This window comes from Amorphoplanes digitatis, from assembly GCF_014205335.1.
GTDB classification, from domain to species: domain Bacteria; phylum Actinomycetota; class Actinomycetes; order Mycobacteriales; family Micromonosporaceae; genus Actinoplanes; species Actinoplanes digitatus.
This window is the reverse complement of record NZ_JACHNH010000001.1, coordinates 4,202,066-4,225,948: the sequence shown is the minus strand read 5'-3', so window position 1 is coordinate 4,225,948 and position 23,883 is coordinate 4,202,066. Positions and strand designations below refer to the sequence as shown.

At 71.7% G+C, this 23,883-nt stretch carries 25 protein-coding genes and 2 pseudogenes; 14 read left to right on the top strand and 13 right to left on the bottom strand.

Annotated elements, in window-relative coordinates; genetic code table 11:
• Window position 1: 1 nt before the first annotated feature.
• From BJ971_RS41410 to BJ971_RS18370, 5 genes and pseudogenes are all read right to left on the bottom strand, one after another.
• Window positions 2–247, bottom strand: a pseudogene (locus BJ971_RS41410) (IS630 family transposase); the annotation flags it as partial.
• Window positions 248–252: 5 nt separating this feature from the next.
• Window positions 253–597, bottom strand: a complete 345-nt coding sequence (locus tag BJ971_RS18385; RefSeq protein ID WP_184994474.1) for an immunity 53 family protein — start codon at window positions 595–597, stop codon at window positions 253–255.
• Window positions 573–898: pseudogene (locus BJ971_RS18380) on the bottom strand (transposase); the annotation flags it as partial. The gene BJ971_RS18385 and the pseudogene BJ971_RS18380, both read right to left, overlap by 25 nt.
• 101 nt (window positions 899–999) lie before the next feature.
• Window positions 1,000–1,578, bottom strand: coding sequence for an NPCBM/NEW2 domain-containing protein (locus tag BJ971_RS18375; RefSeq protein ID WP_184994473.1), 579 nt, complete (start codon window positions 1,576–1,578; stop codon window positions 1,000–1,002).
• Window positions 1,579–1,589: 11 nt separating this feature from the next.
• Window positions 1,590–2,300, bottom strand: coding sequence for a hypothetical protein (locus BJ971_RS18370; RefSeq protein ID WP_184999372.1), 711 nt, complete (start codon window positions 2,298–2,300; stop codon window positions 1,590–1,592).
• A 154-nt stretch (window positions 2,301–2,454) separates the two neighbouring features.
• Between BJ971_RS18370 and BJ971_RS18365 the strand changes: the two genes are divergently transcribed.
• A complete protein-coding gene (locus tag BJ971_RS18365; protein ID WP_239087228.1) occupies window positions 2,455–3,225 on the top strand; it encodes an aminoglycoside phosphotransferase/kinase family protein in 771 nt (256 codons plus the stop codon).
• A gap of 339 nt (window positions 3,226–3,564) precedes the next feature.
• On the opposite strand, the gene BJ971_RS18360 is transcribed toward BJ971_RS18365, so the two are convergent.
• Both BJ971_RS18360 and BJ971_RS18355 read right to left on the bottom strand, forming a co-directional pair.
• Entirely contained in the window at window positions 3,565–4,887 is a 1,323-nt protein-coding gene (locus tag BJ971_RS18360; protein WP_184998945.1) for a sensor histidine kinase, read from the bottom strand.
• A gap of 41 nt (window positions 4,888–4,928) precedes the next feature.
• Window positions 4,929–5,597, bottom strand: coding sequence for a response regulator transcription factor (locus tag BJ971_RS18355; protein WP_184994472.1), 669 nt, complete (start codon window positions 5,595–5,597; stop codon window positions 4,929–4,931).
• Between the two features lie 103 nt (window positions 5,598–5,700).
• Here BJ971_RS18355 and BJ971_RS18350 point away from each other — a divergent pair, with 103 nt between their 5' ends.
• From BJ971_RS18350 to BJ971_RS18335, 4 genes are read left to right on the top strand one after another with little or no spacing between them, the layout of a single operon-like run.
• A complete protein-coding gene (locus BJ971_RS18350) occupies window positions 5,701–6,801 on the top strand; it encodes a LolA family protein (protein ID WP_184994471.1) in 1,101 nt (366 codons plus the stop codon).
• On the top strand, window positions 6,798–7,730 hold the full coding sequence (locus BJ971_RS18345; protein WP_184994470.1) for an ABC transporter ATP-binding protein: 933 nt from the start codon (window positions 6,798–6,800) through the stop codon (window positions 7,728–7,730). Before BJ971_RS18350 ends, BJ971_RS18345 begins: the two co-directional genes overlap by 4 nt.
• Entirely contained in the window at window positions 7,717–8,568 is an 852-nt protein-coding gene (locus BJ971_RS18340; protein WP_184994469.1) for an ABC transporter permease, read from the top strand. The genes BJ971_RS18345 and BJ971_RS18340 overlap by 14 nt, the downstream gene beginning before the upstream one ends.
• Before the next feature lie 31 nt (window positions 8,569–8,599).
• Window positions 8,600–9,199: a dihydrofolate reductase family protein gene (locus BJ971_RS18335; protein ID WP_184994468.1), complete on the top strand. Its 600-nt coding sequence runs from the start codon at window positions 8,600–8,602 to the stop codon at window positions 9,197–9,199.
• Between the two features lie 64 nt (window positions 9,200–9,263).
• Here the strand turns inward: BJ971_RS18335 and BJ971_RS18330 are convergent, their stop codons facing one another.
• Both BJ971_RS18330 and BJ971_RS18325 read right to left on the bottom strand, forming a co-directional pair.
• Complete coding sequence (locus BJ971_RS18330; RefSeq protein ID WP_184994467.1) at window positions 9,264–10,307, bottom strand: glycoside hydrolase family 26 protein; 1,044 nt, start codon at window positions 10,305–10,307, stop codon at window positions 9,264–9,266.
• Between the two features lie 190 nt (window positions 10,308–10,497).
• Window positions 10,498–11,919, bottom strand: a complete 1,422-nt coding sequence (locus tag BJ971_RS18325; protein WP_184994466.1) for an alpha/beta fold hydrolase — start codon at window positions 11,917–11,919, stop codon at window positions 10,498–10,500.
• Window positions 11,920–12,051: 132 nt separating this feature from the next.
• On the opposite strand from BJ971_RS18325, the gene BJ971_RS42190 reads away from it, so the two are divergent.
• The 5 genes from BJ971_RS42190 (at window position 12,052) to BJ971_RS18300 (ending at window position 17,032) form a co-directional block, all read left to right on the top strand.
• Entirely contained in the window at window positions 12,052–13,236 is a 1,185-nt protein-coding gene (locus BJ971_RS42190) for a sensor histidine kinase (RefSeq protein ID WP_275411396.1), read from the top strand.
• A complete protein-coding gene (locus BJ971_RS18315; protein ID WP_184994465.1) occupies window positions 13,224–13,895 on the top strand; it encodes a response regulator in 672 nt (223 codons plus the stop codon). Before BJ971_RS42190 ends, BJ971_RS18315 begins: the two co-directional genes overlap by 13 nt.
• Window positions 13,896–14,083: 188 nt before the next feature.
• Window positions 14,084–15,238 carry a tryptophan synthase subunit beta gene (gene trpB / locus BJ971_RS18310; RefSeq protein ID WP_184994464.1) on the top strand — a complete coding sequence of 385 codons (1,155 nt, stop codon included), beginning with the start codon at window positions 14,084–14,086 and terminating at the stop codon, window positions 15,236–15,238.
• Window positions 15,235–16,335 carry a tryptophan synthase subunit alpha gene (gene trpA / locus BJ971_RS18305; RefSeq protein WP_203709574.1) on the top strand — a complete coding sequence of 367 codons (1,101 nt, stop codon included), beginning with the start codon at window positions 15,235–15,237 and terminating at the stop codon, window positions 16,333–16,335. Before trpB ends, trpA begins: the two co-directional genes overlap by 4 nt.
• Window positions 16,295–17,032: a GntR family transcriptional regulator gene (locus BJ971_RS18300; RefSeq protein ID WP_184998942.1), complete on the top strand. Its 738-nt coding sequence runs from the start codon at window positions 16,295–16,297 to the stop codon at window positions 17,030–17,032. Before trpA ends, BJ971_RS18300 begins: the two co-directional genes overlap by 41 nt.
• Here BJ971_RS18300 and BJ971_RS18295 read toward each other — a convergent pair.
• Window positions 16,995–17,717, bottom strand: a complete 723-nt coding sequence (locus tag BJ971_RS18295) for a class I SAM-dependent methyltransferase (protein WP_184994463.1) — start codon at window positions 17,715–17,717, stop codon at window positions 16,995–16,997. The genes BJ971_RS18300 and BJ971_RS18295 overlap by 38 nt on opposite strands.
• Window positions 17,718–17,827: 110 nt before the next feature.
• Here BJ971_RS18295 and BJ971_RS18290 point away from each other — a divergent pair, with 110 nt between their 5' ends.
• Both BJ971_RS18290 and BJ971_RS18285 read left to right on the top strand, forming a co-directional pair.
• On the top strand, window positions 17,828–18,727 hold the full coding sequence (locus BJ971_RS18290; protein ID WP_203709575.1) for a hypothetical protein: 900 nt from the start codon (window positions 17,828–17,830) through the stop codon (window positions 18,725–18,727).
• A 114-nt stretch (window positions 18,728–18,841) separates the two neighbouring features.
• Window positions 18,842–19,231: an SCO5389 family protein gene (locus tag BJ971_RS18285; protein WP_184994461.1), complete on the top strand. Its 390-nt coding sequence runs from the start codon at window positions 18,842–18,844 to the stop codon at window positions 19,229–19,231.
• A gap of 90 nt (window positions 19,232–19,321) precedes the next feature.
• Here the strand turns inward: BJ971_RS18285 and BJ971_RS18280 are convergent, their stop codons facing one another.
• On the bottom strand, window positions 19,322–19,789 hold the full coding sequence (locus tag BJ971_RS18280; RefSeq protein ID WP_221478802.1) for a phosphotransferase: 468 nt from the start codon (window positions 19,787–19,789) through the stop codon (window positions 19,322–19,324).
• A gap of 2 nt (window positions 19,790–19,791) precedes the next feature.
• Between BJ971_RS18280 and BJ971_RS40635 the strand changes: the two genes are divergently transcribed.
• Entirely contained in the window at window positions 19,792–20,034 is a 243-nt protein-coding gene (locus BJ971_RS40635) for a hypothetical protein (RefSeq protein WP_221478801.1), read from the top strand.
• Between the two features lie 173 nt (window positions 20,035–20,207).
• On the opposite strand, the gene BJ971_RS18275 is transcribed toward BJ971_RS40635, so the two are convergent.
• Window positions 20,208–21,602 carry an alpha-amylase gene (locus BJ971_RS18275; RefSeq protein WP_239087739.1) on the bottom strand — a complete coding sequence of 465 codons (1,395 nt, stop codon included), beginning with the start codon at window positions 21,600–21,602 and terminating at the stop codon, window positions 20,208–20,210.
• Between the two features lie 325 nt (window positions 21,603–21,927).
• Between BJ971_RS18275 and BJ971_RS18270 the strand changes: the two genes are divergently transcribed.
• Entirely contained in the window at window positions 21,928–22,593 is a 666-nt protein-coding gene (locus tag BJ971_RS18270) for a response regulator (protein WP_184994459.1), read from the top strand.
• 92 nt (window positions 22,594–22,685) lie between these two features.
• Here BJ971_RS18270 and BJ971_RS18265 read toward each other — a convergent pair whose 3' ends face one another.
• Entirely contained in the window at window positions 22,686–23,849 is a 1,164-nt protein-coding gene (locus BJ971_RS18265; protein ID WP_184998941.1) for a monooxygenase, read from the bottom strand.
• Window positions 23,850–23,883: the final 34 nt, after the last annotated feature.

Genomic DNA, 23,883 nt, shown 5'->3' with positions numbered 1-23,883 from the left:
GCGTGATCGTCCCGGTGGCGACCTCGAGCGCGGCGAACAGGGTGGTGGTGGTGCCGTGCCTGCGGAAGTCGTGGGCACGTCGTTCCGCCTGGTCGAAGCGCATCGGTAACAGCGGTGCGGTGCGGTCGAGGGCTTGGATCTGCGACTTCTCGTCTACGCAGACCACGACAGCGTTCTCCGGCGGGTCGAGACATAGGCCGACGACGTCGCGGATCTTGGTCTCCAACCGCGGGTCGGACGCTCCTTTTTCCGTCAAGGTCGACCGTTTTTGGTGTGAGGGGCGTGCATCTCCGCCCACTGGCGGAACGTGTGCAGGGCTTCGCCCAGATTCAGTGGGCCGCAGGCGGCATGGAAGTGGCTGTTTTCTTCCCACGTGATGACCCAGTCGTGTTGGCTGCGGTGAACCTGCTGACGTCCGTAGGGTTTGCCAGCAAGGCCGGTATGGGCGATGTCGATGTCCACCGACCATCCAGGGTTGTCAACAGTTTCGATCTTGACGCCGAACTCGTGCTCCCATTCACCGTCGCATTGCGTGACGTACCAGGCCTGCAGCCAGGTCCACACGTCAGGCGCTAGCTCGTCGTACTCGTCATGCATTCCGTGGCCGCCGCCGCACCCGTGAGCTGGATCTGAGTCAGGTAAGAGTAGGTCTCGCGGGCGATGTAGCGCTTGAGGCAGCGCATGATCTCGGTCTTGGTTTTGCCCTCGGTGACGCGGCGGGCGACGTACTCGCGGTGGATTGGTGGCAGCGCATGCGGACCAGGGCGACGCGCCAGAGGGTGCTGTTGGCGTCGCGGTCGCCGCCGCGGTGCAGCCGGTGCCGATCGGTGCGTCCGGAGCTGACCGGGATGGGCGCGGCGCCGCAGAGCCGGGCGAACGCCGCCTCGGAGCGCAAGCGGGCGGCGCTGCGCAGCGCGAGCTTGGTCGCAGCCGCGGGATCGGTGATTGGACCGGGCCGTAGGGCGGCGCAGCCACGGATGCGGTGCTTGCCGAGGTGTTTCATGACACGAACGTCGGCGTCGCCCAGCACGCGGTGATGAGGCCAGGGCGCGTCTGCGTGAACCGGGTCTGAAGGCGTATCCGGGTTGCGCCGGCGACCGGAACCGTGAAAGGCGACGCGGGCTGCCCGTAGGCGACGGTGACCGCCTCGGACAACGGTTTTCCGGTAACCGCGTTCAGAACGGAGAACGTCGCCTTGGCGTCGGTGTTCTTCGTGTGATCCTCTATGCCCACGGCGGCGGTCAGCGACAATGCGGTGGCCGGGACCAGAAAGTCGGCCGAGGCCACTTCCGCGCTGTTGAAGCATGCCACTGGCAGGCTCTCCGGATAGTCCACGCCGGCGATCCGGGCGGGGCCGATATTCCCCCAGCCGAAATTGCCGCAGGTCTTCGCATCGACCATCGGCCCCAAGGCCGTCGGACGCGGCGCGTCCGCGCCGACCGTCGATGAGGGCTCGGAAGTGGGTGACGCCGATGGTGGTGCCGAGGCAGCGGCCGCTGCGGGGGGCGGAGGATCTTCGCCGCCACAACCGCCGATCAGCAGGGAGGCGACGCTCCATGCCACGACGTTGAGCCGCACGGCCTGCCCCATTACGGGCTCAGCTCGCAGGTATCGGATTGATAGGTGAGCGACAGACTGCCCGGCGAGGCGTCGACGTCGAAGACCACCGCGGAGCGGCCATCGGATATTTCGATGCGATCACTGTCGAGGAAGGAGTACGTCACCGCAATGCCATCGGCGATCATCTTTCCGTCCTCCAGGAATTCCAGCTCCCCCACTCGCGTCGTGGTCCCCGCGACCTGAACCGATATGTAAGGCATGGTGCCGTCGCAGCCGTCGGTCGGTGTCCAGTCCCCAAGGATGTAGACCTCCGCGGCGATACCTCGGCTGGGCCTGCGAGTCAGGGAGCAGGAGGGTGACTCGCCTCCCTCCGGACCGTAGAACGAGAGCGTGTCGCCGCTGACGCTGAACCTGCCCGAGCCCTCCTCGCTCGTGTCGGCTCTGGTCAGGGTGATCGTCTCGCCGTCGATGCGGTAGCCGATATCGTGCGAGTCGCGGGCGACGGCATATTTCTCGACAGCGTGACCGTCCGGAAGGAACGCCATCACAACGTCGTTTCCGTTGCAGGTCCCAGCCCATTTACCGACGATGGCCGAGGCCGCGCTGTCCGGGGATTTCCGGCCTCCGGACTTGTCGCCCGGCGCCGCTTCGCCGCACGCGACGACGGTCATCATGATCGCCGTGATCAGGCAGGCCGAGGTGGACAATATCGGCAGCAGCTTGCGATTCTCTGATTCCATGGCCGCACCGCCGGGTGCATTAGACCGGTTCACAATGGAAAAATCAGCCTACGTGCGACCTTTCGACGACACAAGCGAAGTCCACCGTACGATGTACTTGCCAATTGCGGAAACCCGCGTGCCTCGTCCATATCGGATATACGAGGATGAGTGCGTGGATGAAGAACACCGCCTGCCCGGCGGGAATACCGGCGGAGCGGTCCGGATCGGCGACACTGTACGGCGCGCGCCCGGCGAATGGACACCATCCGTGCACGCGGTGCTCCGGCACCTCGAAGCTGTCGGCTTCGACCGCGCGCCTCGCGCGTTGGGATTCGACGACCGAGGCCGAGAGGTGCTTTCGTTCCTTCCAGGCGACGTGGTCGGGGTCACGCGACCATGGCCGGGCTGGGTTCACAGCGACGAGGCGCTTCGCCAGGTCGCCGGCTGGCTCCGCGACTTCCACGCCGCAATGGCGGGCTTCGTGCCCGCGCCTGAGGCGGTCTGGCGGGAAGGCGGAGCATGGCGACCTGGCCTGGTCATCGGCCACAATGACGCCGCACCCTACAACGCGGCCTGGGCCGACGGGCGCCTGGCCGGTTTTTTCGACTGGGACTTCGCTGCGCCGGTCACCACTGAATGGGACCTGGCCTTCACCGCCTTCGCCTGGGTGCCGCTCCATGCTCGACATGTCGTGGCTGCGGAAGGATTCACGGCGTTCGCGGACAGGCCACGCCGATTGCGGCTGTTCCTCGACGCCTACGGATGGACGGGACCTTCAGAAGTCTTCGTCGAGGTCGTGCGTCAACGCGTGAGCGCCTCAGCCCAAGGCATCCGACGCACGGCTGCGGCCGGCGATCCGGCCTACCTGCGGATGATCGAGTCTGGAATTGATCTGGCGCTGGAGGCGGCCGTGAATGAACTGGCGGACTTTCCGGCGGGATGACCGCCGCGCTTCGCCACCTGACCCATCGCAGCACTGATCGGCCGCGCCGCGGGCGCTCAAGAACCTCGACCTACACCCCAACTACGTCCTCGCCGCCTACATGGCTAGGGCGCCGGCATGTACAGCCCGTCAGCTGTCCTCTCGGATCTGCCTCGCCACCGTGGCGCGGAGTGTCGTGCCGAACTGGTCCGGCGCTTCCAGCCATGGATGGTGCCCCGCGCCATGCTGCCACCGTGCGTGAGCGGCGTGCAGGCCGACTCGGGCGTTGCGAGTCCAGTCGAGGGGTGGCGCCCAAACTCGCGAGCTTCGAGATTGGTGAGATTTCGCGGGTGCCGAAGTTCAAGGGCCGGCCGGCAGCCGGACCTCGACGCGCAGGCCCGGCGGCGGGGAGGCGCCGCGCAGTGCCACCGTCCCGCCGTGGCGGCGGACCAGTTCGCGGACTATCGCCAGGCCCAGTCCCGAGCCGCCCGCGTCGCGGGCCCGCGCGTCGTCCAGGCGGGTGAACCGGTCGAACACCCGCTCGCGGTCCGCCGCCGGGATGCCCGGCCCGTCGTCCGAGACCGCGATCATCTGGTACGCACCGTCCGCACCGACTGCCAGCCGCACCGACGAGTTCGCGTGCCGGACGGCGTTGTCCAGCAGGTTCGCCACCACCCGGCCGATCGCGTCGCGTTCGCCGACGGTGCGTAGCGGCACCGCCGGCCGCTCATACTCCACCGTCGGGTAGCGGCCGGCGACCTCCGCGAGCAGCTGGCCCAGCTCGACCTCCTCGGGCCGGCGCTGGAGCGCCCGGGTCGTCTCGTCGTCGGCGCGGGCCAGCAGCAGCAGGTCGTCGACCAGGCGGCTGAGCCGGTCCACGTCGGTGAGCAGGTCACCGGCGAGCGCCGGCCAGTCCGTGGTGTCCGGCAGGCGCTGCGCGACCTCCAGCTCGGTGCGCATGTTGGTGAGCGGGCTGCGCAGCTCGTGCGCCGCGTCGGCGACGAAGGCGCGCTGCCGGCCCCGGGCCGCGTCCAGCCGGTGCAGCATGCCGTTCAGGGTGACGGCCAGGCGGTGGATCTCGTCGCGCGAGTCCGGCACCGGCAGCCGGCCCGGGCGGGCCCCGCCGGTGATCTCCTCGGCGCCCGCCCGCAGCGCCTCCACCGGGCGCAGGGTCGCCCCGGTCACCCGCCAGGCCACCAGCGCCAGCAGCGCGACAAGCGGCGGGAACGTGATCAGCAGCGTGCCGCGCAGCAGGCGCAGGCCCTGGGTCAGGTCGGCGGTGGGGCGGGCGACCAGCACCCGCATCGGATCCTGCGCGGTACCCGCGTTCACCGCGACCACGCGGACCCGCCCGTCCAGCCCGATCCGGTTGCCGGGGATGAAACGGCCCTCGCGGTCGGCCAGGGCGTCCAGCTCCGCCGGATAGAGGATCGGCACGAGCCGGTCGGCGCCCGCGGACACCGCGCGCACCCGGTCCCGGGCGTCGACGACCTGCACGCGTACGCCCGGAGCGGCCGGCAGCGGATCGCTGACCGTGCCCGCGTCCACCAGGCCGGCCACGGCGTCGGCCGTGGCGAGGGCCTCGTTGTGCGCGGTGCGCAGCAGGGCGAAGTTCATCGTCGCGACCAGCACCACGCCGCCGGCGGCCAGGCCCGCGAAGAGCACCACCACGGAGACGATCAGCAGCCGGGCCCGCAGGCTGAGCCGGCGCAGCCAGGCCACGCTCACTCCCCGTCGACCGCGGCCAGCCGGTAGCCGGCGCCGCGGACGGTCTCCAGCCGGTCCCGGCCGAGCTTGCGGCGCAGGTAGCCGACGTAGACCTCGACCGCGTTGGCCGCCGTGTCGAGCGCCGCGTCCCAGACGTGGTCGAGCAGCTCGGTCTTCGAGACGACCTCGCCGGGGCGGCGCAGCAGGTACTCCAGCAGCGCGAACTCGCGGGCGGTGAGGACCACCGGGGCGCCGGCGACGGTGACCTTGCGCTGCGCCGGGTCCAGCTCCAGGTCGCCGTGGCGCAGCACCGCGGGCCGCTCCGGAGTGCCCCGGCGCAGCAGCGCCCGCAGCCGGGCCAGCAGCACCACGTACGAGAAGGGCTTGGTCAGGTAGTCGTCCGCGCCGCAGTCGAGGCCGTCGGCCTGGTCGTACTCGCCGTCCTTGGCCGAGAGCATCAGCACCGGCAGCCAGTGCTCCTCCGCCCGCAGCTGCCGCACCACCCGGTAACCGGACAGCCGCGGCAGCATGACGTCGAGGATCATCGCGTCGTAGTCGCCGTGCCGGGCCAGCTCCAGCCCGTCCTGGCCGTCGCCGGTCACGTCCACCGCGAAACCCTCGGCCTGAAGCCCCCGTTGCAGGGCGGCCGCCAGCCGCGCCTCGTCCTCCACCACCAGCACCCGCACACCACTACCTTGGCACGCCGGGGGCAACCCCTAGGGGTTCTTCTCAGCGGCGTCACAGGCCGCCCGGCGCACGATGGCAGCAGTCAAGGGGGAGGTACACATCGTGAGTGTGTTCAGGTCAAGGCCCGCGCTGCGCTGGCTGGTTCCGGCCGCCGCGGCCGCCGTGGTCATCGGCGGCGGCGCGGCAGCCGGCACGATCGTCGCCAACGCGGAGCCGTCGCTGCCCGAGCGCAGCGCCGCCCAGCTGCTGGTGGACGTGCAGAACGCGAAGGTCGACGGGCTGTCGGGCACGGTCGTGCAGACCGCCGACCTGGGCCTGCCGTCGCTGCCGGGCCTGTCCGGCGGGGCGGGCGGCACCGAGATCATGAAGCTCGTCGCGGGCAGCAACACCGCGCGGGTCTGGTACGCCGGCGAGGACAAGGCGCGCCTCGCCCTCATGGGCACGCTCGGCGAGACCGACGTGATCCGCAACGGCTCCGACGTCTGGCTCTGGCGCAGCGCCGACAGCTCGGCCACGCACTTCACGCTGCCGGCCGACGCCAAGGACGCCAAGCCGGCCCCGCTGCCGACGGGCGTGCCGTCGTCGCCGCAGGAGGCCGCCGACGCGGCGCTCGCCGCGATCGACCCCAGCACCGCGGTCTCCACCACCGGCGCCGCCAAGGTCGCCGGCCGCAACGCCTACGAGCTGGTGCTGACGCCGCGGGACACCGCCTCGCTGGTGGGTCAGGTGCGCCTGGCCATCGACGCGGAGCACCACGTCCCGCTGGGCGTCGACGTCTACGCCAAGGGCGCCAACGACCCGGCCTTCCGGGTGGCGTTCCAGCAGGTCACCTTCGAGGTGCCGGACGCCGAGCAGTTCACCTTCAACCCGCCGCCGGGCACCAAGGTCAACACGCCCAGCAAGGCCGACCTGGCGAAGAAGCGCGCGGAGGCCGAGCGCGGCGCGGCGCACAAGCCGGAGGCACCCGAGGGCACCAAGGTCGTCGGCGAGGGCTGGACGTCCGTGCTGGTGGCGAAGCTGCCGGCCGGCGGCGAGCGCAGCCAGCTCGACGCGGTCACCGGGGCACTGCCGAAGGTCAGCGGCACCTGGGGCAGCGGACACCTGCTCTCCAGCGCCCTGTTCAGCGCGCTGGTGACCGACGACGGCCGGGTCCTGGTCGGCGCGGTCGCACCGGAGAAGTTGTACGAGGCAGCCGGAAAGTGACCGACCTCGCGGTCGCCACACAGGGGCTGACCAAGCGGTTCGGCAGCCAGGTCGCGGTGGACACCGTCGACCTGGCTGTCCCCCGCGGCGCCGTGTACGGCTTCCTCGGCCCCAACGGCTCCGGCAAGACCACGACGATCCGGATGCTGCTCGGCCTGATCAGCCCCACCGCGGGCGGGCACGAGCTGCTCGGCGCGGCGATGCCGGACCACTCCGCCGACGTGCTGCCCCGCGTCGGCGCGCTCGTCGAGGGCCCCGGCTTCCACCCGTACCTGTCGGGGCGCGACAACCTGCGCCGCCTCGACGCCGCGGACCGCACCGCCGAGGCCCGGACCGCTCCCGCCAGGATCGCCGCGGCGCTGGACCGGGTCGGGCTGTCCGCCGCGGCGGCCAAGCGCTACCGCACCTACTCGCTCGGCATGAAGCAGCGGCTGGCCATCGCGGCCGCCCTGCTCCTGCCCCGCGACCTGCTGATCCTGGACGAACCGACGAACGGCCTCGACCCGCAGGGCACCCGCGAGGTACGCGCCCTGATCGGCACGCTCGCCGCCGAGGGCGCGACCGTGCTGCTCAGCACGCACCTGCTGGCCGAGGTCGAGCAGGTCTGCACCCACGTCGGCGTCATGCACCGGGGCCGGCTGGTCGCACAGCAGCCGCTGGCGCAGCTGCGCTCGGACGCGGCGCCGCGGGCCCGGGTGCTCACCGACCAGAGCGCGCAGGCGGCCCGGGTGCTGCGCACGCTGGGCCTGACCGAGATCGCCGAGACCGCGGCCGAGGCCTCCGGGCAGCTCGGCCCGGTCGCGCCCGAGAAGGTCGTCGCGGCCCTGGTGCACGACGGCGTCGCCGTACGCGGCTTCGCGGTCGAGGCGCCCAGCCTCGAGGACGTGTTCGTCTCCCTGACCGGAAGGGGCTTCGATGTCAGCGGCTGAGACGACCGCGGCACCGGTACGCCGCTTCTCGTCCCGCTTCCTGCGCTCCGAGCTGCGGCTGATCGTCGTGCGACGGCGCAACCAGGTCGGGCTCGCCGCGCTGGCGACCATCCCGATCGTGCTCGCTATCGCGATCAAGCTCGCTGCGCCGGACACCTCCGACGGCGCGCCGGACTTCGTCGCGCAGATCACCGGCAACGGCTTCTTCGTGGCGCTGGCCGCGCTCAGCGCCGAGCTGACGCTCTTCCTGCCGATAGCGATCGCGATGGTGTCCGGCGACGCCGTGGCCGGCGAGGCCGACCAGGGCACGCTGCGCTACCTGCTGACCGTGCCGGTCGGCCGGGTCCGGCTGCTCGCGGTCAAGTACGCCGGCATCGTGGCCGGCGCGTTCCTGGCCCCGCTGGTGGTGGCCGCCTCCGGCCTGACCATCGGCCTGATCCTTTTCGGCGGCGGCGAGGTCACCCTGCTCTCGGGCACCCAGGCCGGCTTCGGCGAGGCCCTGCTGCGGCTGCTCGGCGTCTGCCTCTACCTCGGCGTGTGCCTGTCCGCGCTGGGCGCCGTCGGGCTGTTCCTGTCGACGCTGACGGTGCAGCCGATGGGCGCGACGATCGCGCTGACCATGCTCAGCGTGGCGAGCGTCGTGCTGGGGCAGATACCGCAGCTCGACTGGCTGCACCCGTACCTGCTGACCCGGCACTGGCAGGACTTCGGCGAGCTGCTGCGCGATCCGGTGTCGTTCGACGCGCTGACGCCGGGGCTGCTGTCGGCGCTGGCCTACATCGTGGTCTTCTTGACGGCGGCGTGGGCACGCTTCGCCGGCCGCGACGTCACCACCTGAGCGGCCCGGTCATCGGGAGGGACAAACAGCAATGGCGTACGTAACCTGTGACATCGCCGTCTCCGTCGACGGTTTCGTTGCCGGACCCGACCAGACGCTCGAACAGCCGCTCGGTGGCCGTGGTGCCGAGCGGCTGCTGCACGGCTGGATGTTCGACACCCCCGAGGAGAACACGGCGGAGCTGGCGGCGATCACCGCCGCCGACGCGTTCATCATGGGGCGCAACATGTTCGGCCCGGGCCGCGGCGACTGGGATCCGGAGTGGACCGGCTGGTGGGGCGAGGACCCGCCGTACCACAAGCCGGTCTTCGTGCTGACACACCACCCGCGCGAGGACGTGCCGATGCTGGGCGGGACCACGTTCTCTTTCGTCACCGGCGGCGTGCACGAGGCGTTCAAGCGGGCACAGGAGGCGACCGGCGACGGCCGGATCGCGATCGCCGGCGGCGCCTCGACGGTCAACCAGTTCCTGACCGCCGGGCTCATCGACGAGCTGCGCCTGCACATCGCGCCGGTCACGCTCGGCGCCGGCGAGCGCCTGTTCGACGGGGTGCCGCCGCTGCGGCTCGAACAGGTCTCCGGACGCTCGGCCTCCCTGGTCACCCACGTCACCTACCGGGTCGGCCGGTAGTCCGAACGCGGTCGAGCCGCCCGGCGGATGCCGGGCGGCTCGTGGGGAAGTGCGATCGTGCGGGTTAGCCGATCTTGACGTTGAAGATCGGGTTGGCGGCGAGCTTCTTGAACGCGGCCAGGTTGTTCTTGGTCGAGTCGATGCTGATGTCGCGGTCGCCTTCGTCGTCGTTCTTGGTGTCGAAGTAGACGATGGCCTTGATCCCGGGCCGCTTGGCCAGCTCCGGCAGCACCGAGTTGTAGCCGGCGGTCTTGTCGACCGGCTTACCGATGCGGTGGTACACGCCCCACTCGGCGATCATCAGCGGCTTGCTCGCGTGCTTCTTGGTGGCCCAGTCGTAGAACGTCGGACCGTTGGGCGCCTTACGGTCGAGCAGGTCCGCGAACTGACCGTAGTGGTAGGCACCCTTCTCGGCCGAAACGTACGAGTCCAGGCCGATCCAGTCGACGACGTCGTCGCCGGGGTACAGGTCGGCCCACCAGGACTGGGCCATCCACTTCTCGTTACCCATGTACGCCATCACGTTGATCGCATTGTCCACACCCTTGGACTCCAGGCGCTTGATGGTGTGGCGGTACATCGCGGCGAAGTCCTTGGCCTCCCAGCCGGAGCCCTTCTTGGCGATCACATCGTTCTCCGGCTCGTGGTTGAGCACCAGGAAGAACTTCTTGTCGCCGTAGTCCTTCTTGATCCGGGCGGCGAACGCGTCGATGCGCTTGTCCTGCTCACCCTTGGCAACCTTCGCCCACGACGAGCCGTAAGCGATCTTCCAGTTCGTCAGCAGCACCCGCGGGTTCGCCGGATCCGACGTCATGTCGATCTCGGCCTGGGTCGGGAACGCCTCGTCACCCTTGTGGTAGGTGTGGAAAATACTCGCGGTCCGGCCGGAGGTCTTCTCCCACTTCTTCAGCTCGGCATCACGCGGGGCGGTGGTGAAACCACCCGCGGCGGCACCCCACAACACGCCACAGGACGGCACCAGGTTCTTGTCGGTGACACACGGCTTGGCCGGCGCGGCGGTCGCGGCGGTGGTACCCGCCATCGCGGTACCGGCGCCCAGGGCCATGGCAGTCAGAACGGTCAACGACTTCGCAAACTTGATACGCATTTCTTGGCTTCCCCCCGCATGTTCCGGCCGTTTATCGGCCGGGCATGGGGAGAACAATCCGGTCCGGCCGGTGCGCGGCCCGGTCCCGAACAGGTGCCGCACGGTTGCGACCGGCCCGATCGGTGTGACTTGAGGATTTCCGCGCTGGAAAACCTCGCCAGACGGGTAATACCGGACACAACACCGGGCCTCATCGAGAGGTCTGCGTCAGCACGTCGTCCATGACGGCGGCGAAGCGGTCGGGTCTTTCGAACATCACGCGGTGGCCGGCGTCCGCCACCACGGTCAGGCTCTTCGCGGGGGCCTGGAGCAGGGCGTACCACTGCTCGAACAGCACCGCGAGGCCGCGCATCTCGTGGCCGCCCTGCACGAAGTAGACCGGCACCCGCAGCCGCGGCGCGTCCCGCCGAAGGTCGACATCCTGCATCCGGGGGTAGAGCGCATTCCAGGTGTCCACCAGGGCGTTGATGGTGTGCGCCTTCTCCAGCAGCGTGAACTCCTCGACGTCCAGGTTCTCGAAGGCGTCGCCCTCGTCCAGGCCGCTGCGGTCGTAGTCGTACGCCTGGTTCTGATAGAGCATGAGCGGCTCGTACGAGTACACGTCGGGGTACGGCGGCGGCCCGAGCGCGGTGAGCCGGCGGGCGAGGTCGTCGCGGCCGGTGACCCCGGCCCAGGCCAGCACGTCGGCGTAGCCGATCCCGTCGCTGGCGCGCACGTCGACGCCCTGGCCGGTGCCGATGTATGCCCGGTACAGCTCGGGCCGGCGCACCGCGGCGAGCACCCCGAGGATCGAGCCGCCGGAGTGCCCGAGGAGGTAGATCTTCTCCTGGCCGAAGCGGCGGCGCAGGTGCTCGCTGACGCCGATGATGTCGTCGACCTCGCCGCCGGGCGTGACCGTCGCGGTCGGGTCCAGCGCCGGATAGGACGAGCCGCCGCCGCGCCGGTCCAGGGTGACCACCACGAAGCGGCGTTCGAGGGCCGCCAGGTGCCGGCGCACCCCACCGAACTCGGAGCCGCCGGGCGCGCCGGGGACGAAGAGCAGGACCGGCGCGGACACGTCGGCGCCGCGGATCATCAGGCCCAGCCGGTGGCCGCCCACCTCGACGTGGGTCAGTTCGGCAACGCTGTGCGCGCCCGGTATCGGCGCGGTCCGGGCGGGCACGGCCACCGCCACCGTCGCCGCCACGACCGCCGCCGCCACGACCGCGGTGAGCGCCCGGCGCACGTACCGGGAGATCCGGCCGCCCGGGGTGCCGCGCCGGGCCAGGCCCGCGCCGTACGCGGCGCCCAGCGCCATCGGCAGCGCCGTCAGCAGGGCCTGCACGCCCCGGCCCGCGACCAGCACGATGAAGCCGAACACGCTTGCGTGCGGCGCGTCCGCCGACGGGCCGTCCACCCGCAGCCGGAGCAGCTCGAGGGCGACCAGGAACACCGCCGGCGCGACGAGCATCGACCAGCGCGAGCGGCTCGCCCAGCCCGCCAGGCCGCCGACCGCCGCGCTCAGCGCGACCGACCACAGCGCCTCGGCGCCGGTCAGCGGGCCGCGCGGCATCCACGCGCCCGCGGCGATCCCCCAGAGCGCCGCCGGCGCCCACCACATTCTTCTCAGCATGGCCGGAGCATGGCCGCGGCCGCCGCCCGCGCGCATCGGCCCGCGGATCCGGTACGGGCACCTACTTCGGTATGGGGTCACGCCGACCTCCGGCGGTGCCCGCCCGCGCGCGCGGCCCGTAGGCTCGGCGGCATGTCCGCGTTGCTGTTCGCGCTGCTCGTGCCCGGGCCCGCCGGCGAACCCCGCGCGGCGGCGCGCAACCGGCTGGCCGACGGCATCGCCGTGACGCTCGCCTTCGGGTACGGCGCCCTGATGCTGCGGCTCGGCGACGCGTCCCGCGCGGGCGCGCCGCTGCCCTGGTACGCCGACGCCGCGCTCGGCACGCTCGGCTGCCTCGCCCTGCTCCGGCGCCGCCGCCGGCCGGTCGCGGTCGCCGCGGCGCTGCTGCCGCTGACGGCGGTCTCGGTCATGGCGACCGGCGCCATGCTCGTCGCGCTGTTCACCGTAGCGATCCGCCGCCGGGGCACGGTCGCCCTGCTGCTGGCCGCCGCCTACGTGGCGCTCGTCCCGGTGTACTACCTGCTGCACGACGACCCGGAGTTCCCGCTCTGGGTCGACCTCGTGGTGCGGGCCTGCACCGCGGCGGGCGCGCTCGGCTGGGGCATGTTCGTCGGCGCGTACCGCAGGCTGACGGAGTCGCTGCGCGAGCACGCCGCCCGGCTGGAGGCCGAGCAGCAGCTCCGCGTCGACCAGGCCCGGCTGACCGAGCGGGCGCGGATCGCGCGCGAGATGCACGACGTGCTCGCGCACCGGATGTCGATGGTCAGCCTGCACGCCGGCGCGCTGGAGGTGCGCACCGACGCCCGCCCGGAGGAGATCGCGATCGCGGCGGGCGCGATCCGGACCAGCGCGCACGAGGCGCTCCAGGAGCTGCGCGGGGTCATCGGGGTACTGCGTGACGGCGCCGCGGGCCGGCCCGAGCCGCCGCAGCCGGGGCTTGCCGACGTGCCGGACCTGGTGGCCGGCGCCCGGGCGATGGGCCTGACCGTCGGCTACCGGTGCGAGCCGGTGGCGGCCGGGCCGCCGGTCCTGCTGGGCCGCACGGCGTACCGGATCGTGCAGGAGGGTCTGACCAACGCGCGCAAGCACTCGCCGGGCGAGCGGGTCGACGTGCTGCTCGCCGGCGCGGCCGGCGACGGGCTGCGGATCCGCATCACCAACCCGTGCGGCCCGGCGGCGGGCCCGCCCGAGGTGCCGGGCGCGGGTGCGGGCCTGATCGGCGTCGGCGAGCGGGTGGCCCTGGCCGGCGGCCGCGTCGAGTACGGCCGGCGCGGCGACGCGTTCCGCCTGGAGGCCTGGCTGCCATGGCCGGCCTGACCGAGCGCCCCATCCGGCTGGCCATCGTGGACGACGACCCGCTGGTCCGGGCCGGGCTGCGGATCCTGCTCGGCGGCTCGCCCGACATCGAGGTCGTCGCCGAGGCCGGCGACGGCGCGGACGCCACCGCCATGGCCGACGCGCACTGGCCCGACGTCGTGCTGATGGACATCCGGATGCCGAAGGTCGACGGCCTGATCGCCACCCGGCGCCTCCGGTCGCGGCCGTCGCCGCCCCAGGTCATCGTGCTGACCACGTTCAACGCCGACGAGCACGTGCTGGACGCGCTGCGCGCCGGCGCCAGCGGCTTCCTGCTCAAGGACACCCCGCCGCGCGACATCATCGAGGCGGTCCGCACCGTGGCCGCCGGCGCCGCCACCCTGTCCCCCACCGTCATCCGCCAGCTCATCGACCACGTCGCGGACCCCGCCGCCGGCCCGCGCCGCGACCGCGCCCGGACCAGCCTGTCCCGGCTCACCGACCGCGAACGCGCGGTAGCCGTCACCCTGGGCCGGGGCTGGTCTAACGCGGAGATCGCCGCCGAGCTCACCATGAGCGTGCCGACGGTGAAGGGCCACGTATCCCGGCTGCTGTCCAAGCTCGGCCTGAACAACCGCGTCCAGGTCGCGCTCCTGGTGCACGACGCGGAACTGGTCTAAAAGCTCCTGACACGATCTGCTGCCCGTCACGCTCCTCTTGCAAATTTTGCGAAGGTTGAGCCGCCGCCACCGCTCGCTCGGTCTCCGGAGCCGGCAGGTCGCGAGACCGGCCACCCTTAAAGTTCTATAACTCTCGCCGTCGTTATGGCACACTGCCACAAGAGTTATAGAACTTTGGAGGCGAGACGATGACCGTTGTGATGGATCGGCCCGGGGTCGGCGGGCGGTTCGGGGAGTTCGGCGGCCGGTACGTACCGGAGTCCCTGATCCCGGCCTGCGCCGCCGTCGAGGAGGCGTTCAGGGCCGCCTGGGCCGACCCGGAGTTCCACCGCGAGCTGGACGGCTACCGGACCACCTACGCCGGGCGGCCCACACCGCTGACCCCGGCCCGCAACCTCTCCGCGGAGCTCGGCATCACCCTGCTGCTCAAGCGCGAGGACCTCGCACACACCGGCTCCCACAAGATCAATAACGTGCTGGGGCAGGCGCTGCTCGCCCGCCGGATGGGCCGTAGCCGGCTGATCGCGGAGACCGGCGCCGGCCAGCACGGCGTGGCGACCGCGACGGCCGCGGCGCTCTTCGGCCTGCGGGCCACCGTCTTCATGGGCGAACGCGACATCGAACGCCAGCGGCTCAACGTGTTCCGGATGTCCATGCTCGGCGCCGAGGTGGTGCCGGTGACCAGCGGCAGCCGCACCCTCAAGGACGCCACCAACGAGGCCATGCGGCACTGGGTCGCGGCCGTCGACGACGCGCACTTCTGCCTGGGGTCGGTCGCCGGCCCGCACCCGTACCCGTGGATGGTCCGGGAATTTCAGCGGGTGATCGGTGACGAGGCGCGCGGGCAGTGCCCGGACCCGGACGTGGTGGTCGCCTGCGTCGGCGGCGGCTCCAACGCGGCGGGCACGTTCGCGGGCTTCGTGGACACGCCCGCCCGCCTCGTCGGCGTGGAGGCCGCGGGCGGCGCGGCGATGTCGTCGGGCGAGCCGGGCGTGCTGCACGGCTCGCGGTCGCTGCTGCTCCAGGACGAGCACGGCCAGGTCGCGGAGGCGCAGTCGATCGCGGCGGGCCTGGACTACCCGGGCGTCGGCCCGGAGCACGCGCACCTCGGCGCGTCAGGCCGGGCCCGGTACGTGACCGTCACCGACGAGGAGGTGGTCCGCGCGGTGCGCCGGCTCGCCGAGCGGGAGGGAATCATCTGCGCGCTCGAATCCGCGCACGCCGTCGCGTGGGTGCTCCGCGCGGCCGGCACGCCGGAACTGCCGACCGGCTCGACGGTGCTGCTGACCCTGTCGGGCCGCGGCGACAAGGACGTCTCACAGCTGATGGAGGGCCCGCGATGAACAACGACCACCACCCGACGACAGACCAGACCGCGACGGACCGGACCGCGACGGACCGGACCGCGCCGGACCCGACCCACCGAGCCGCGGGCGACAAGACCGCAACCAGCCAGGCCGCGACCGACCCGACCCCGACCGACCCGACCCACCGAGCCGCGGGCGACAAGACCGCAACCAGCCAGGCCGCGACCGGCCGGACCGCGGCGGACCGGAGCGTGACCGGCGGGATCACGGCGGACCCGACCAGCCGAGGCGTGGGTGACAAGGCCGCGGCCGGCACCACCGTGGTCGGCGGGCGGCGTGGGCTCGGTGCGTCGTTGCGGGCGGCCGGGCGGCCGTTGCTCGTGCCCTACGTGACCGGTGGCATCACCGCGGACTGGACCGAATACCTGCTCGCCTACCAGGACGCCGGCGCCGACGCGATCGAGGTCGGGCTGCCGTTCTCCGACCCGATGCTCGACGGCGCGACCATTCAGCAGGCCTCCGACACCGCGCTCGCCCGCGGCGCCACCATGGACTCGATCCTCGCCGACCTGCGGGACACGCCGCTGCGCGTGCCGATCGTCGTCATGACGTACACGAATCTGATCCTGCGTGACGGAATCGCCCGGCTCGCCGCCGCCGGGGTCTCCGGGCTGATCGTGCCCGACCTGCCGCTGGAGGAGTCCGCGCCGTTCGAGGCCGCCGCGGCCGCCGCCGGCATCGACCTCGTCCTGCTGGCCGCGCCCGCCACCCCCGACGAGCGGCTGCGCGAGATCTGCGCACGCAGCCGCGGATTCGTGTACGCCATAAGCGTCATGGACACCACCGGCGAGCGCGGCACCCTGGCCGGCGGCGCGACGGCGCTGGCGGCCCGGGTCAAGGCGGCAACCGACCTGCCGGTACTCGTCGGCTTCGGGATCTCCACGCCCGCGCAGGCGGCCGAGGCGGGACGCGCCGGGGACGGTGCCGTCGTGGCGTCGGCGCTCATGCGTAGGGTTCTCGACGGAGCCACGCCCGCCGACCTCGCACACGCGGTCGCGGCCCTCCGCGCCGCACTCGACCTGGGGGTGTCTCCTGGAACGCCGCACGCCGAAATATCAGGTCATCGCGGCTGACCTCACCGCGAAGATCCGCGGCGGTGAGCTGCCGCCGGGCTCCGCGCTGCCGCCGCAGCGCGAGCTCAGCTCCGCGTACGGGGTGACGCTGGTGACGCTGCGCCAGGCCCTGCGGCAGCTGGAGGACGACGGCCTGCTCTCGCAGCAGCCGGGCCGCGGCACGTTCGTGGCCGAGCCGAAGGCGACCTACCGCCTGGACTCGCTGCGCGGGCTGGCCGAGGACCTGCGCGCGCAGGGCCGCACGGTCAGCACCGAGATCCTGGGCCAGACGCTGCGCCGCCCGCCCGCCTGGGTGGCGGCGTGGCTCGGCACCGACCGGGCGCTGCGGCTGGAGCGACTGCGCCTGCTGGCCGGCCGCCCCGCCGTGCATCAGCTCTCCTGGGTCCGCGCGCCCGCCGGCGCCGCCCTGCGCGACACGGACCTGAGCGCGACCTCCCTGTACGCGGCGCTCGCCGGTCACGGCGTGGTCGTGCACCGGGCCTCGGAGGTGCTGCGCCCGGAGCTGCTGTCCGCCCCGGTGGCGGACCTGCTGCGGCAGCAGGCGGGCACCCCGGTGTTCGTCTCGGACCGGATCACCTACGGCCTGGACGACCAGCCGATCGTCGTCGACCGGGCGACGATCCTGGGCACGGTCATGGAGGTACGCACCGAGCGCGCCGCTACCGGCCTGTCGATGCGGTGGACGTCGTCCTCCTGAACGCCACCAGGGTGTACACCGGGTCGGGGCGCCGCCGGTCCTGATCCGGCAGCGCGGCCAGGTCCAGCTCCCGCAGCCAGCCGGCCGGCGCCCCGCGCAGTTCACGCGGGGAGCGCCCCTGCCCGACGCCGACGAACGTCGTCTCCCCGGCGGGCACCAGCCCGGACGCGGCGGCCAGCGCCGTGACGCGCTCCCGGGCGTCGGCGGCCGCCGGGCCGTGCTCGCGCCGCGGCACCGCCGCCAGGTCGGCGAGATCGCTCGGGCTGACCAGGCGCGACTGTTCCTTGTCGACGGTGGTGATCAGTACCCCGCCCGGGCGCAGCACCCGCGCGGCCTCCGCTACGACCGGGGCGGCGTCGCTCAGCAGGTGCAGCAGCCAGACCGAGACGACCGCGTCGGCCCGGCCCGGCCGCAGCGGGAGCCGGGTGGCGTCGCCGCGCACGACGCGCCCGCCGAGGCGCCCGGCGGCGCGGGTGAGCATCCCGGACGACCGGTCGACCGCGACGACGACCCGCCCCGGTCGCCGCAGCCGGGTGCTGACGATCCCGGTACCGGCGCCGACGTCGATCACCGTGCCGGCGCCGGAGGGCAGCAGGCGCTCGACGGCCCGGGCCGCCTCGTCGGCCCGCGCCTCTCCCCCGCGCGAGTCGTCATAGCGGTCGGCTTCCCGGTCGTAGTCGAGCACGACACGAACCTACCGCCGCGCGCAGGTTCCCGACCGTCCGGCGCTGCGCGCGTACCGGCCGCCGATTCGAGGGTTCTCTACACAGGTGGCGCGACGCGACAATGCTTTCCGTGGAGGCGGTCGAGGTCGCGTGTGACGAGTCCGGATACGAGGGCGAGAAGCTCATCGACACCACCACCGACGTGTTCGCACATGCGGCCGTGCGCCTGTCCGCGGACACCGCGCGGGCCTGCCTCACGGAGCTGCGCGGCCGGATCCGCGCACCGGCGGCCCAGCACCGGGCCGGCCACCTGTTGGAGCTGCCCCGGTCGGTGCTGGTCTGGCTGCTCGGGCCGTCCAGCCCGCTGTTCCGGCGCGCGCACGTCTACGTCATCGACAAGGTCTACTTCGTCCTCGGCAAGCTCACCGACCTGCTGCTCGCCGACCCGACCACCGCCGGCCTGTCCGCCGACCGCCCGGCCCGGGCCCTGTCCGATCAGCTGTTCGCCGGCCGCCCCGGCCACGACTACCTGGTGGCCGCCAACCGCCTGCTGTGCGGCCGGCACCGCCAGGACGTCCGCGGCCCGGTCGAGACCTTCTACCGGCTGGCCGGCGAGCTCGGCGGCCGGGCGCGCGCCGAGGCGTTCCGGGTCCGGCTGCGCGACGAACCCTCGCTCTGCGTGCTCGATCCGCTGATCCCCGCGGTGGTACGCACGGTCGGGCGCTGGGGCGCCGACGGTACGCCGGTGTCGATCCTGCACGACAAGGTGATGATGCCGCCGGACGGGCGCTTCAGCCGCATCGGTCCGCTGCTGGCGCCGCCGCTGCGGCTGGCCGGGCTACGGCTCACGCCGGCGGAGGCCGAGCCCCGGATCCAGCTCGCCGACATCCTCGCCGGCACCGTCCGCAAGATCGCCCAGGCCGAGCTGCGCGGCGTCGGCGACGCGGAGCTGACCACTCTGGTCCGGCCCTACCTCGACCCGTACTCGATCTGGGGTGATCGCCGCAGCTGGGCGCTGCTCAGCGCCTGACGGGCTCGTACAGGTGAAACCGGCGCGGTGAACTTTACAATGAAAACCGTTCCCAACAAGATGGGTTTGTCGCCGGCGCGCCGCCGGCGACGTCCCCGTACCGGAAGGAACGTCATGTCCCTGAACGTCTCCCCCGACCTGCTCTCCGTCGCCGAGCGCGGCGAGGTCTCCGACGCCGAGTTCGTCGACTGCGTCCGCACCTCGCTGCCCTACGCGTGGGAGGTCGTCAGCTCGGTGATGAGCGACCTGAAGGACGGCACGGAGTTCGCCGACCACGAGATCCCGCCGCCGTCCGAGGTGGAGCGCGGCCAGCTCCTGCGCGCCCTGGCCAGCGACGCGATCCGGGGCGGCCTCGAGCGCCACTTCGGCGCGAAGCTCGCGTTCCAGAACTGCCACCGGGTCGCGGCCTTCCGCTTCAGCGCGGTCGGCGGCGAGCGCTACCAGGCGTTCGTCTCGGCGCGGGGCCAGCTGCTCAACCAGTCCCCCGAGCTGCGCAACTGCTGAGAACGCGGGCGGGCCGGTCGTGCCGGCCCGCCCCGCTCACACCGGAAAGGCCACCGGTTCGACCCCACCGCCAGGGCCACCGCAGGTCGATCAACCGATGAGCGCCTCCGCGACCTGCCGGGTGGTCTGTGCGGCCACCCGCGCATCGGTGGCGGCGTACGAGCGATAGGCATTCAGGCCGGTGGCGAGTGCCCATCCACGACTTCTGGCCCACGTTGCGTCGTCCACGCCGAGCTCGGAGCGGAAGACCGTACGCGTGGTGCGCGACAGGAGAGTGAACGCGATGGTCATGTCCCGTGCCGGATCACCCACGCCGAGCCCGCCGAAGTCGATCACGGCGCTGACCTGGCCGTTCATGGTCAGGACGTTGCCGGTATGAAAGTCGCCGTGGAACCATACCGGCGGGCGACTCCACCCCGGTGCTCTCAGCGCCGCCTCCCACACCGAGGTCAGGGCGACCGCGTCGAAGACCCCGGCAACCTGCGTGATCGCAGCACGTGTGACGCGATCGGTACCGGGATGGCCAGCGGCAGGTGTGGGGCCAGTCGTGGCAGCCACCGATGCTCCTTCTCGGCCTGACCGATGGCGCCGGCGTGCCGCGGCAACCGGACCGCGAGCTCGTCGCCGAGCCGATGAATGACGTGGTCCGATCCGCCCGGCACGGCCACTCGCAGCGGCAGACCGGCCCATTGCGGGAACTGCGTTTCGAGCAGTTTTCTCACAAGCGTGCCGTCGATTCGGGGTCGGGCATTCACCACGAGCCACTCGTACCCGCCCGCACCCGCTCGAGCAAGGTGGCGTGACGTAGTGCCTGGCGCGGCCGGGGATCTGTTCGCAGGCTTCGGCTCACATCGCTGATGTTCGACGGCCGAACCATGTGCAGCAACCTGTTTCTTGCAGGCCTCATGGTGAATCCCCGGGCTTTCGGGCTTCAGTTCAGTTCGCCCGGACCGGCCGGCCCGGCACCAGCCGCGGATCAGGCCGCCCGGGCGTTGACGTGCAGGCCGACCGCGTCGTGAGGTCCGACGGTGATGGTCGCCCGTCGTGCACCGTCGACCGTGACGGTGGGGCCCGTGCAGCCGCTCCCGGCGCGTTCGCCGTGCACCACGTCGCAGTAGACGCCGGGCGCCAGCCCGGTCTGGAAGGTACGCGTCAGCGAGCCGCCCTCGTGGTTGATGACCACGAAACCGCGGTCGCCCCGCCCGAAGGCGATCTGGTCGTTGCCGTTGCTCCACCAGTCGTTGACGCCGGTGCCCTTGACGGTGTTGTGGAACGCCACCATGTTGCCGATCTCGGGCCAGCGGTGCTCACACTTCCACTGGCCGTTGAAGCACGTCACGTCCTTGATGCGGCCGTCGGAGCCCTGCGGCGCACCTTGATCGTTGTTGCCGAACTCGAAACCGGACATCACCGACGGCGACCCGTACGGCCACGCGAGCATGAAGACGTTCGCCAGGGTGTAGGTGGCGCCGTCGCGGTAGGTCAGTGTCGAGCCGTTGCGCTGGGTGTCATGGTTGTCGACGAAGGGAACCGCGACGGTGCCGTTGAGGTGGCCCCAGGCCTCGCCGAAGTTCTGCAGGTAGGAGAGCCGCTCCTGCTGGAAGACCCGCTTGAGGTCGCGGCCGTACCGGAACTCGTGCACCTCGCCCGCCGATGTGTACTCCTGCGGCTGGATCACCTCGCCGTCGCCCTGGATCATCTCCTGCACGACGTACGCGGATCGGCTGAGTTTGCCCCGCACCGCCGCGATGTCGGCGGGCGTCATGTGCTTCGCCGCGTCGACGCGGAAGCCGTCCACGCCGAGGCTGAGCAGGTCGTTGAAGTAGCCGGCGAGCCGGTTGCGAACGGCGTCGCTCTCGGTCTTGAGGTCGGGCAGCCGGACGAGGTCGCAGTTGCGCACCCGCCACGCGTCCGTGCGGTAGTCGGCCTCGTTGATCAGGCAACCGTCGTGGAAGTCCCAGCTCGCGTAGGTGCCGGGAAAATCGCGGTTCGTGTACGAGCTACCCGCCCAGCCGGTACCCGAGCCCTCGGCCATGTGGTTGACGACCGCGTCGGCGATCACCTTCACCCCGGCGTTGTGACAGTCCCGCACCATGTCCGCGAACTGGCCGCGGGTGCCCTTGTTGGATTCGATCTTGTAGCTGACCGGCTGGTAGGCGACCCACCACTGGCCGCCGCGGCGGTGCTCCTGCGGCGGCGACACCTGCACGTAGCCGTAACCCTTGGGCCCGATGTAGTCGCGGCACTCGCGGGCCACCGAGTTCCAGTTCCACTCGAAGAGGGTGACGATGACATCCTTCGCTCCCGGCGCCGCCTGGGCGGGCGACTGCCCTCCCAGCGCGCCGGCGGCGGTCGCGACCAAGGCGGCCATCACTGTTCCAGCCGCCGTCCACCGTCTCCTGGCCATGACTGCTCCTCATCGTTGGCCGCGCACCGGCCGTAACCCCCATGAAACAATTCATGAAAGTTGATGCAAGAACTTACAGTTCCTGTAATCGCCCGTCAATGCTTCGCCGGACCACACTCCGGGCGTCAGACCGGCCTGAGCGCCGTTCTAACGGTCGTTTCAGGTTCGCTCGGTATGAATGGCCTCGCCGGCATGGCCGAACGCGCCGCGCTCTACGGCGGCACGGTCAGCGTCGGCCCCCACAGGACGGCGACCGGATCGTCCATCCGACCCTGAAAGGCGGCCATTCATGATCTCTGTGTTCGTGGTGGACGCCCAGCCGCTGCAACGCTTCGGGTTTCGCGTGCTGCTGGAGAGCACCCCCGACACCGAGATCGTCGGCGAGGCCGAGAACGGCGCCGAGGCCGTTCGGCGGATCACCGAGCTGCGTCCCGACGTGGTGCTGATGGACATCCGCATGCCGGGCGTCGACGGGATCGAGGCCACCCGGCGCGTCGTCGCGGCCGGTGGGCGTTCGCGGATCCTGGTGCTGACGACGTTCGACGTGGAGCGGTACGCGTTCGCCGCGCTGCGGGCCGGGGCGAGCGGTTTCCTGCTCAAGGACATCCGCCCGGAGGAGTTGCTCGCCGGCATCCGGGCCGTCGCCGCCGGGGACGCGGTGATCGCGCCGGCGCTGACCCGGCGGCTGCTCGACGCGTTCGCCGACCGGCTCGACGATGACCTCTGCGGGCCCGTGCGGGAGGATCCTCGGCTGAACTTCCTGACCGGCCGTGAGCGTCAGGTCCTCGTCGCCATCGGCCATGGCCTCACCAACGGCGAGATCGCGCAACGGTTCACGCTGTCGGAGTCGACGGTGAAGACCCACGTCGGGCGGGTCCTCGCCAAGATCGGCGCACGGGACCGGATCCAGGCCGTCATCCTCGCCTATGACCTGAGACTCGCCCGGCCGGTTTAGCACTTCATCTCGGGTCCGCCTGCACGCCCACAGCCCGTTCCGTGTCGACGTGTGTGAGCTCAAAGCTGAGCTCACACACGTTCGACGCTTCCTCAGGACTTGCGGAGGGAGACCGTCATGATGCCCGTACACATCTCGTCGCTGGTGCCGTCGCCCCACACCACGTAGCGGGGCGGCAGCTTCCTCAGCTGCGGCAGCAGTTTGCGCAGCCCTACGTCGTGCGTACACGTCACCCGCAGGGTGTCCCCCGGACCGACCTCCACCGGCGACGGCAGCTTCACCAGCCGCTGGTTGTCGAAGTTGAACTGCGGCACGTCCAGGACGACCTTGGCGTTCGGCGTGCCCGGGTTGAGTTCGACCTTCAAGGCCCGTCCGAGCATGTGCATGTGGCCGAAACCGGCGAACAGCGTCATCGGCGCCTCCACCTCGTGGTCGCAGGTCTGGGTGTCACCGGGCTTCGGCACGCCCCGGCCGCACTCCTCCACCTGACGGTCCGCCATTTCGCCGACGTCCGGCCCGAACCGCTTCGTCACGTCCGCGATCGAGGCCGCCCGGTTACAGAGCGGACCCGACTCGTCGGCGGCGCAGGGCAGGTCGGTCGGCGCGTCGACCGACCACGTTTCGAGTTCCCGGGTCTGCGGCGTGCCGTCCGTCAGCCGCAGCCGCACCGCCGAGCGGTCCGACCCGGTCGGCTTGCCGTCGGTCGCGAGCAGGTTGTAGTGGATCTGGAGGACGAGCAGGCTGCCTGGCTCCAGCTTGTAGCCGGCGTCCTGGTCGAGCAGCGTCTCCGTGGCGCCCGGCGCCCAGGTGTCCACCCACGCCGCGTCCCCCTCTTCGACCTCGGCGCCGGCCACGCCGGTCCCGCCGAAACACTGCCAGCCCAGACCAGGGGTCTTCGCGTCCTGTTCGCGCACCGCGGCGGCGCCGCCCGGCGGCACCGCGTACACGATGGCGTGGTGCGCGATGGCGACGTTCTCCGGTGCGAATTGGGTCCCGGTCAGGAACGCCGTCCTGGTCAGGCCCGGATCGATCGCCTGGCACCGGTACTCGTCCGAGCCGCCGCCCTCCGGCGGCGCGGGCGTGTAGGCCTCGGCCATCCTCAGGTCGACGAACCGCTCGCCGGCGCGCAGCGGCTTCGGTGGAGCTGACGACCCGCCCGCGTGCGCGCTGTGCGGGCCGGACGCGGCGGGCGCCGCTTTGTCGTCGGCGTCCGACCCGCAGGCGGCGACGACAGCGAACGCCGTCACCAGCGCCATGGTGCCCGCCCCGAATTTCCACAGTGGGCTATCA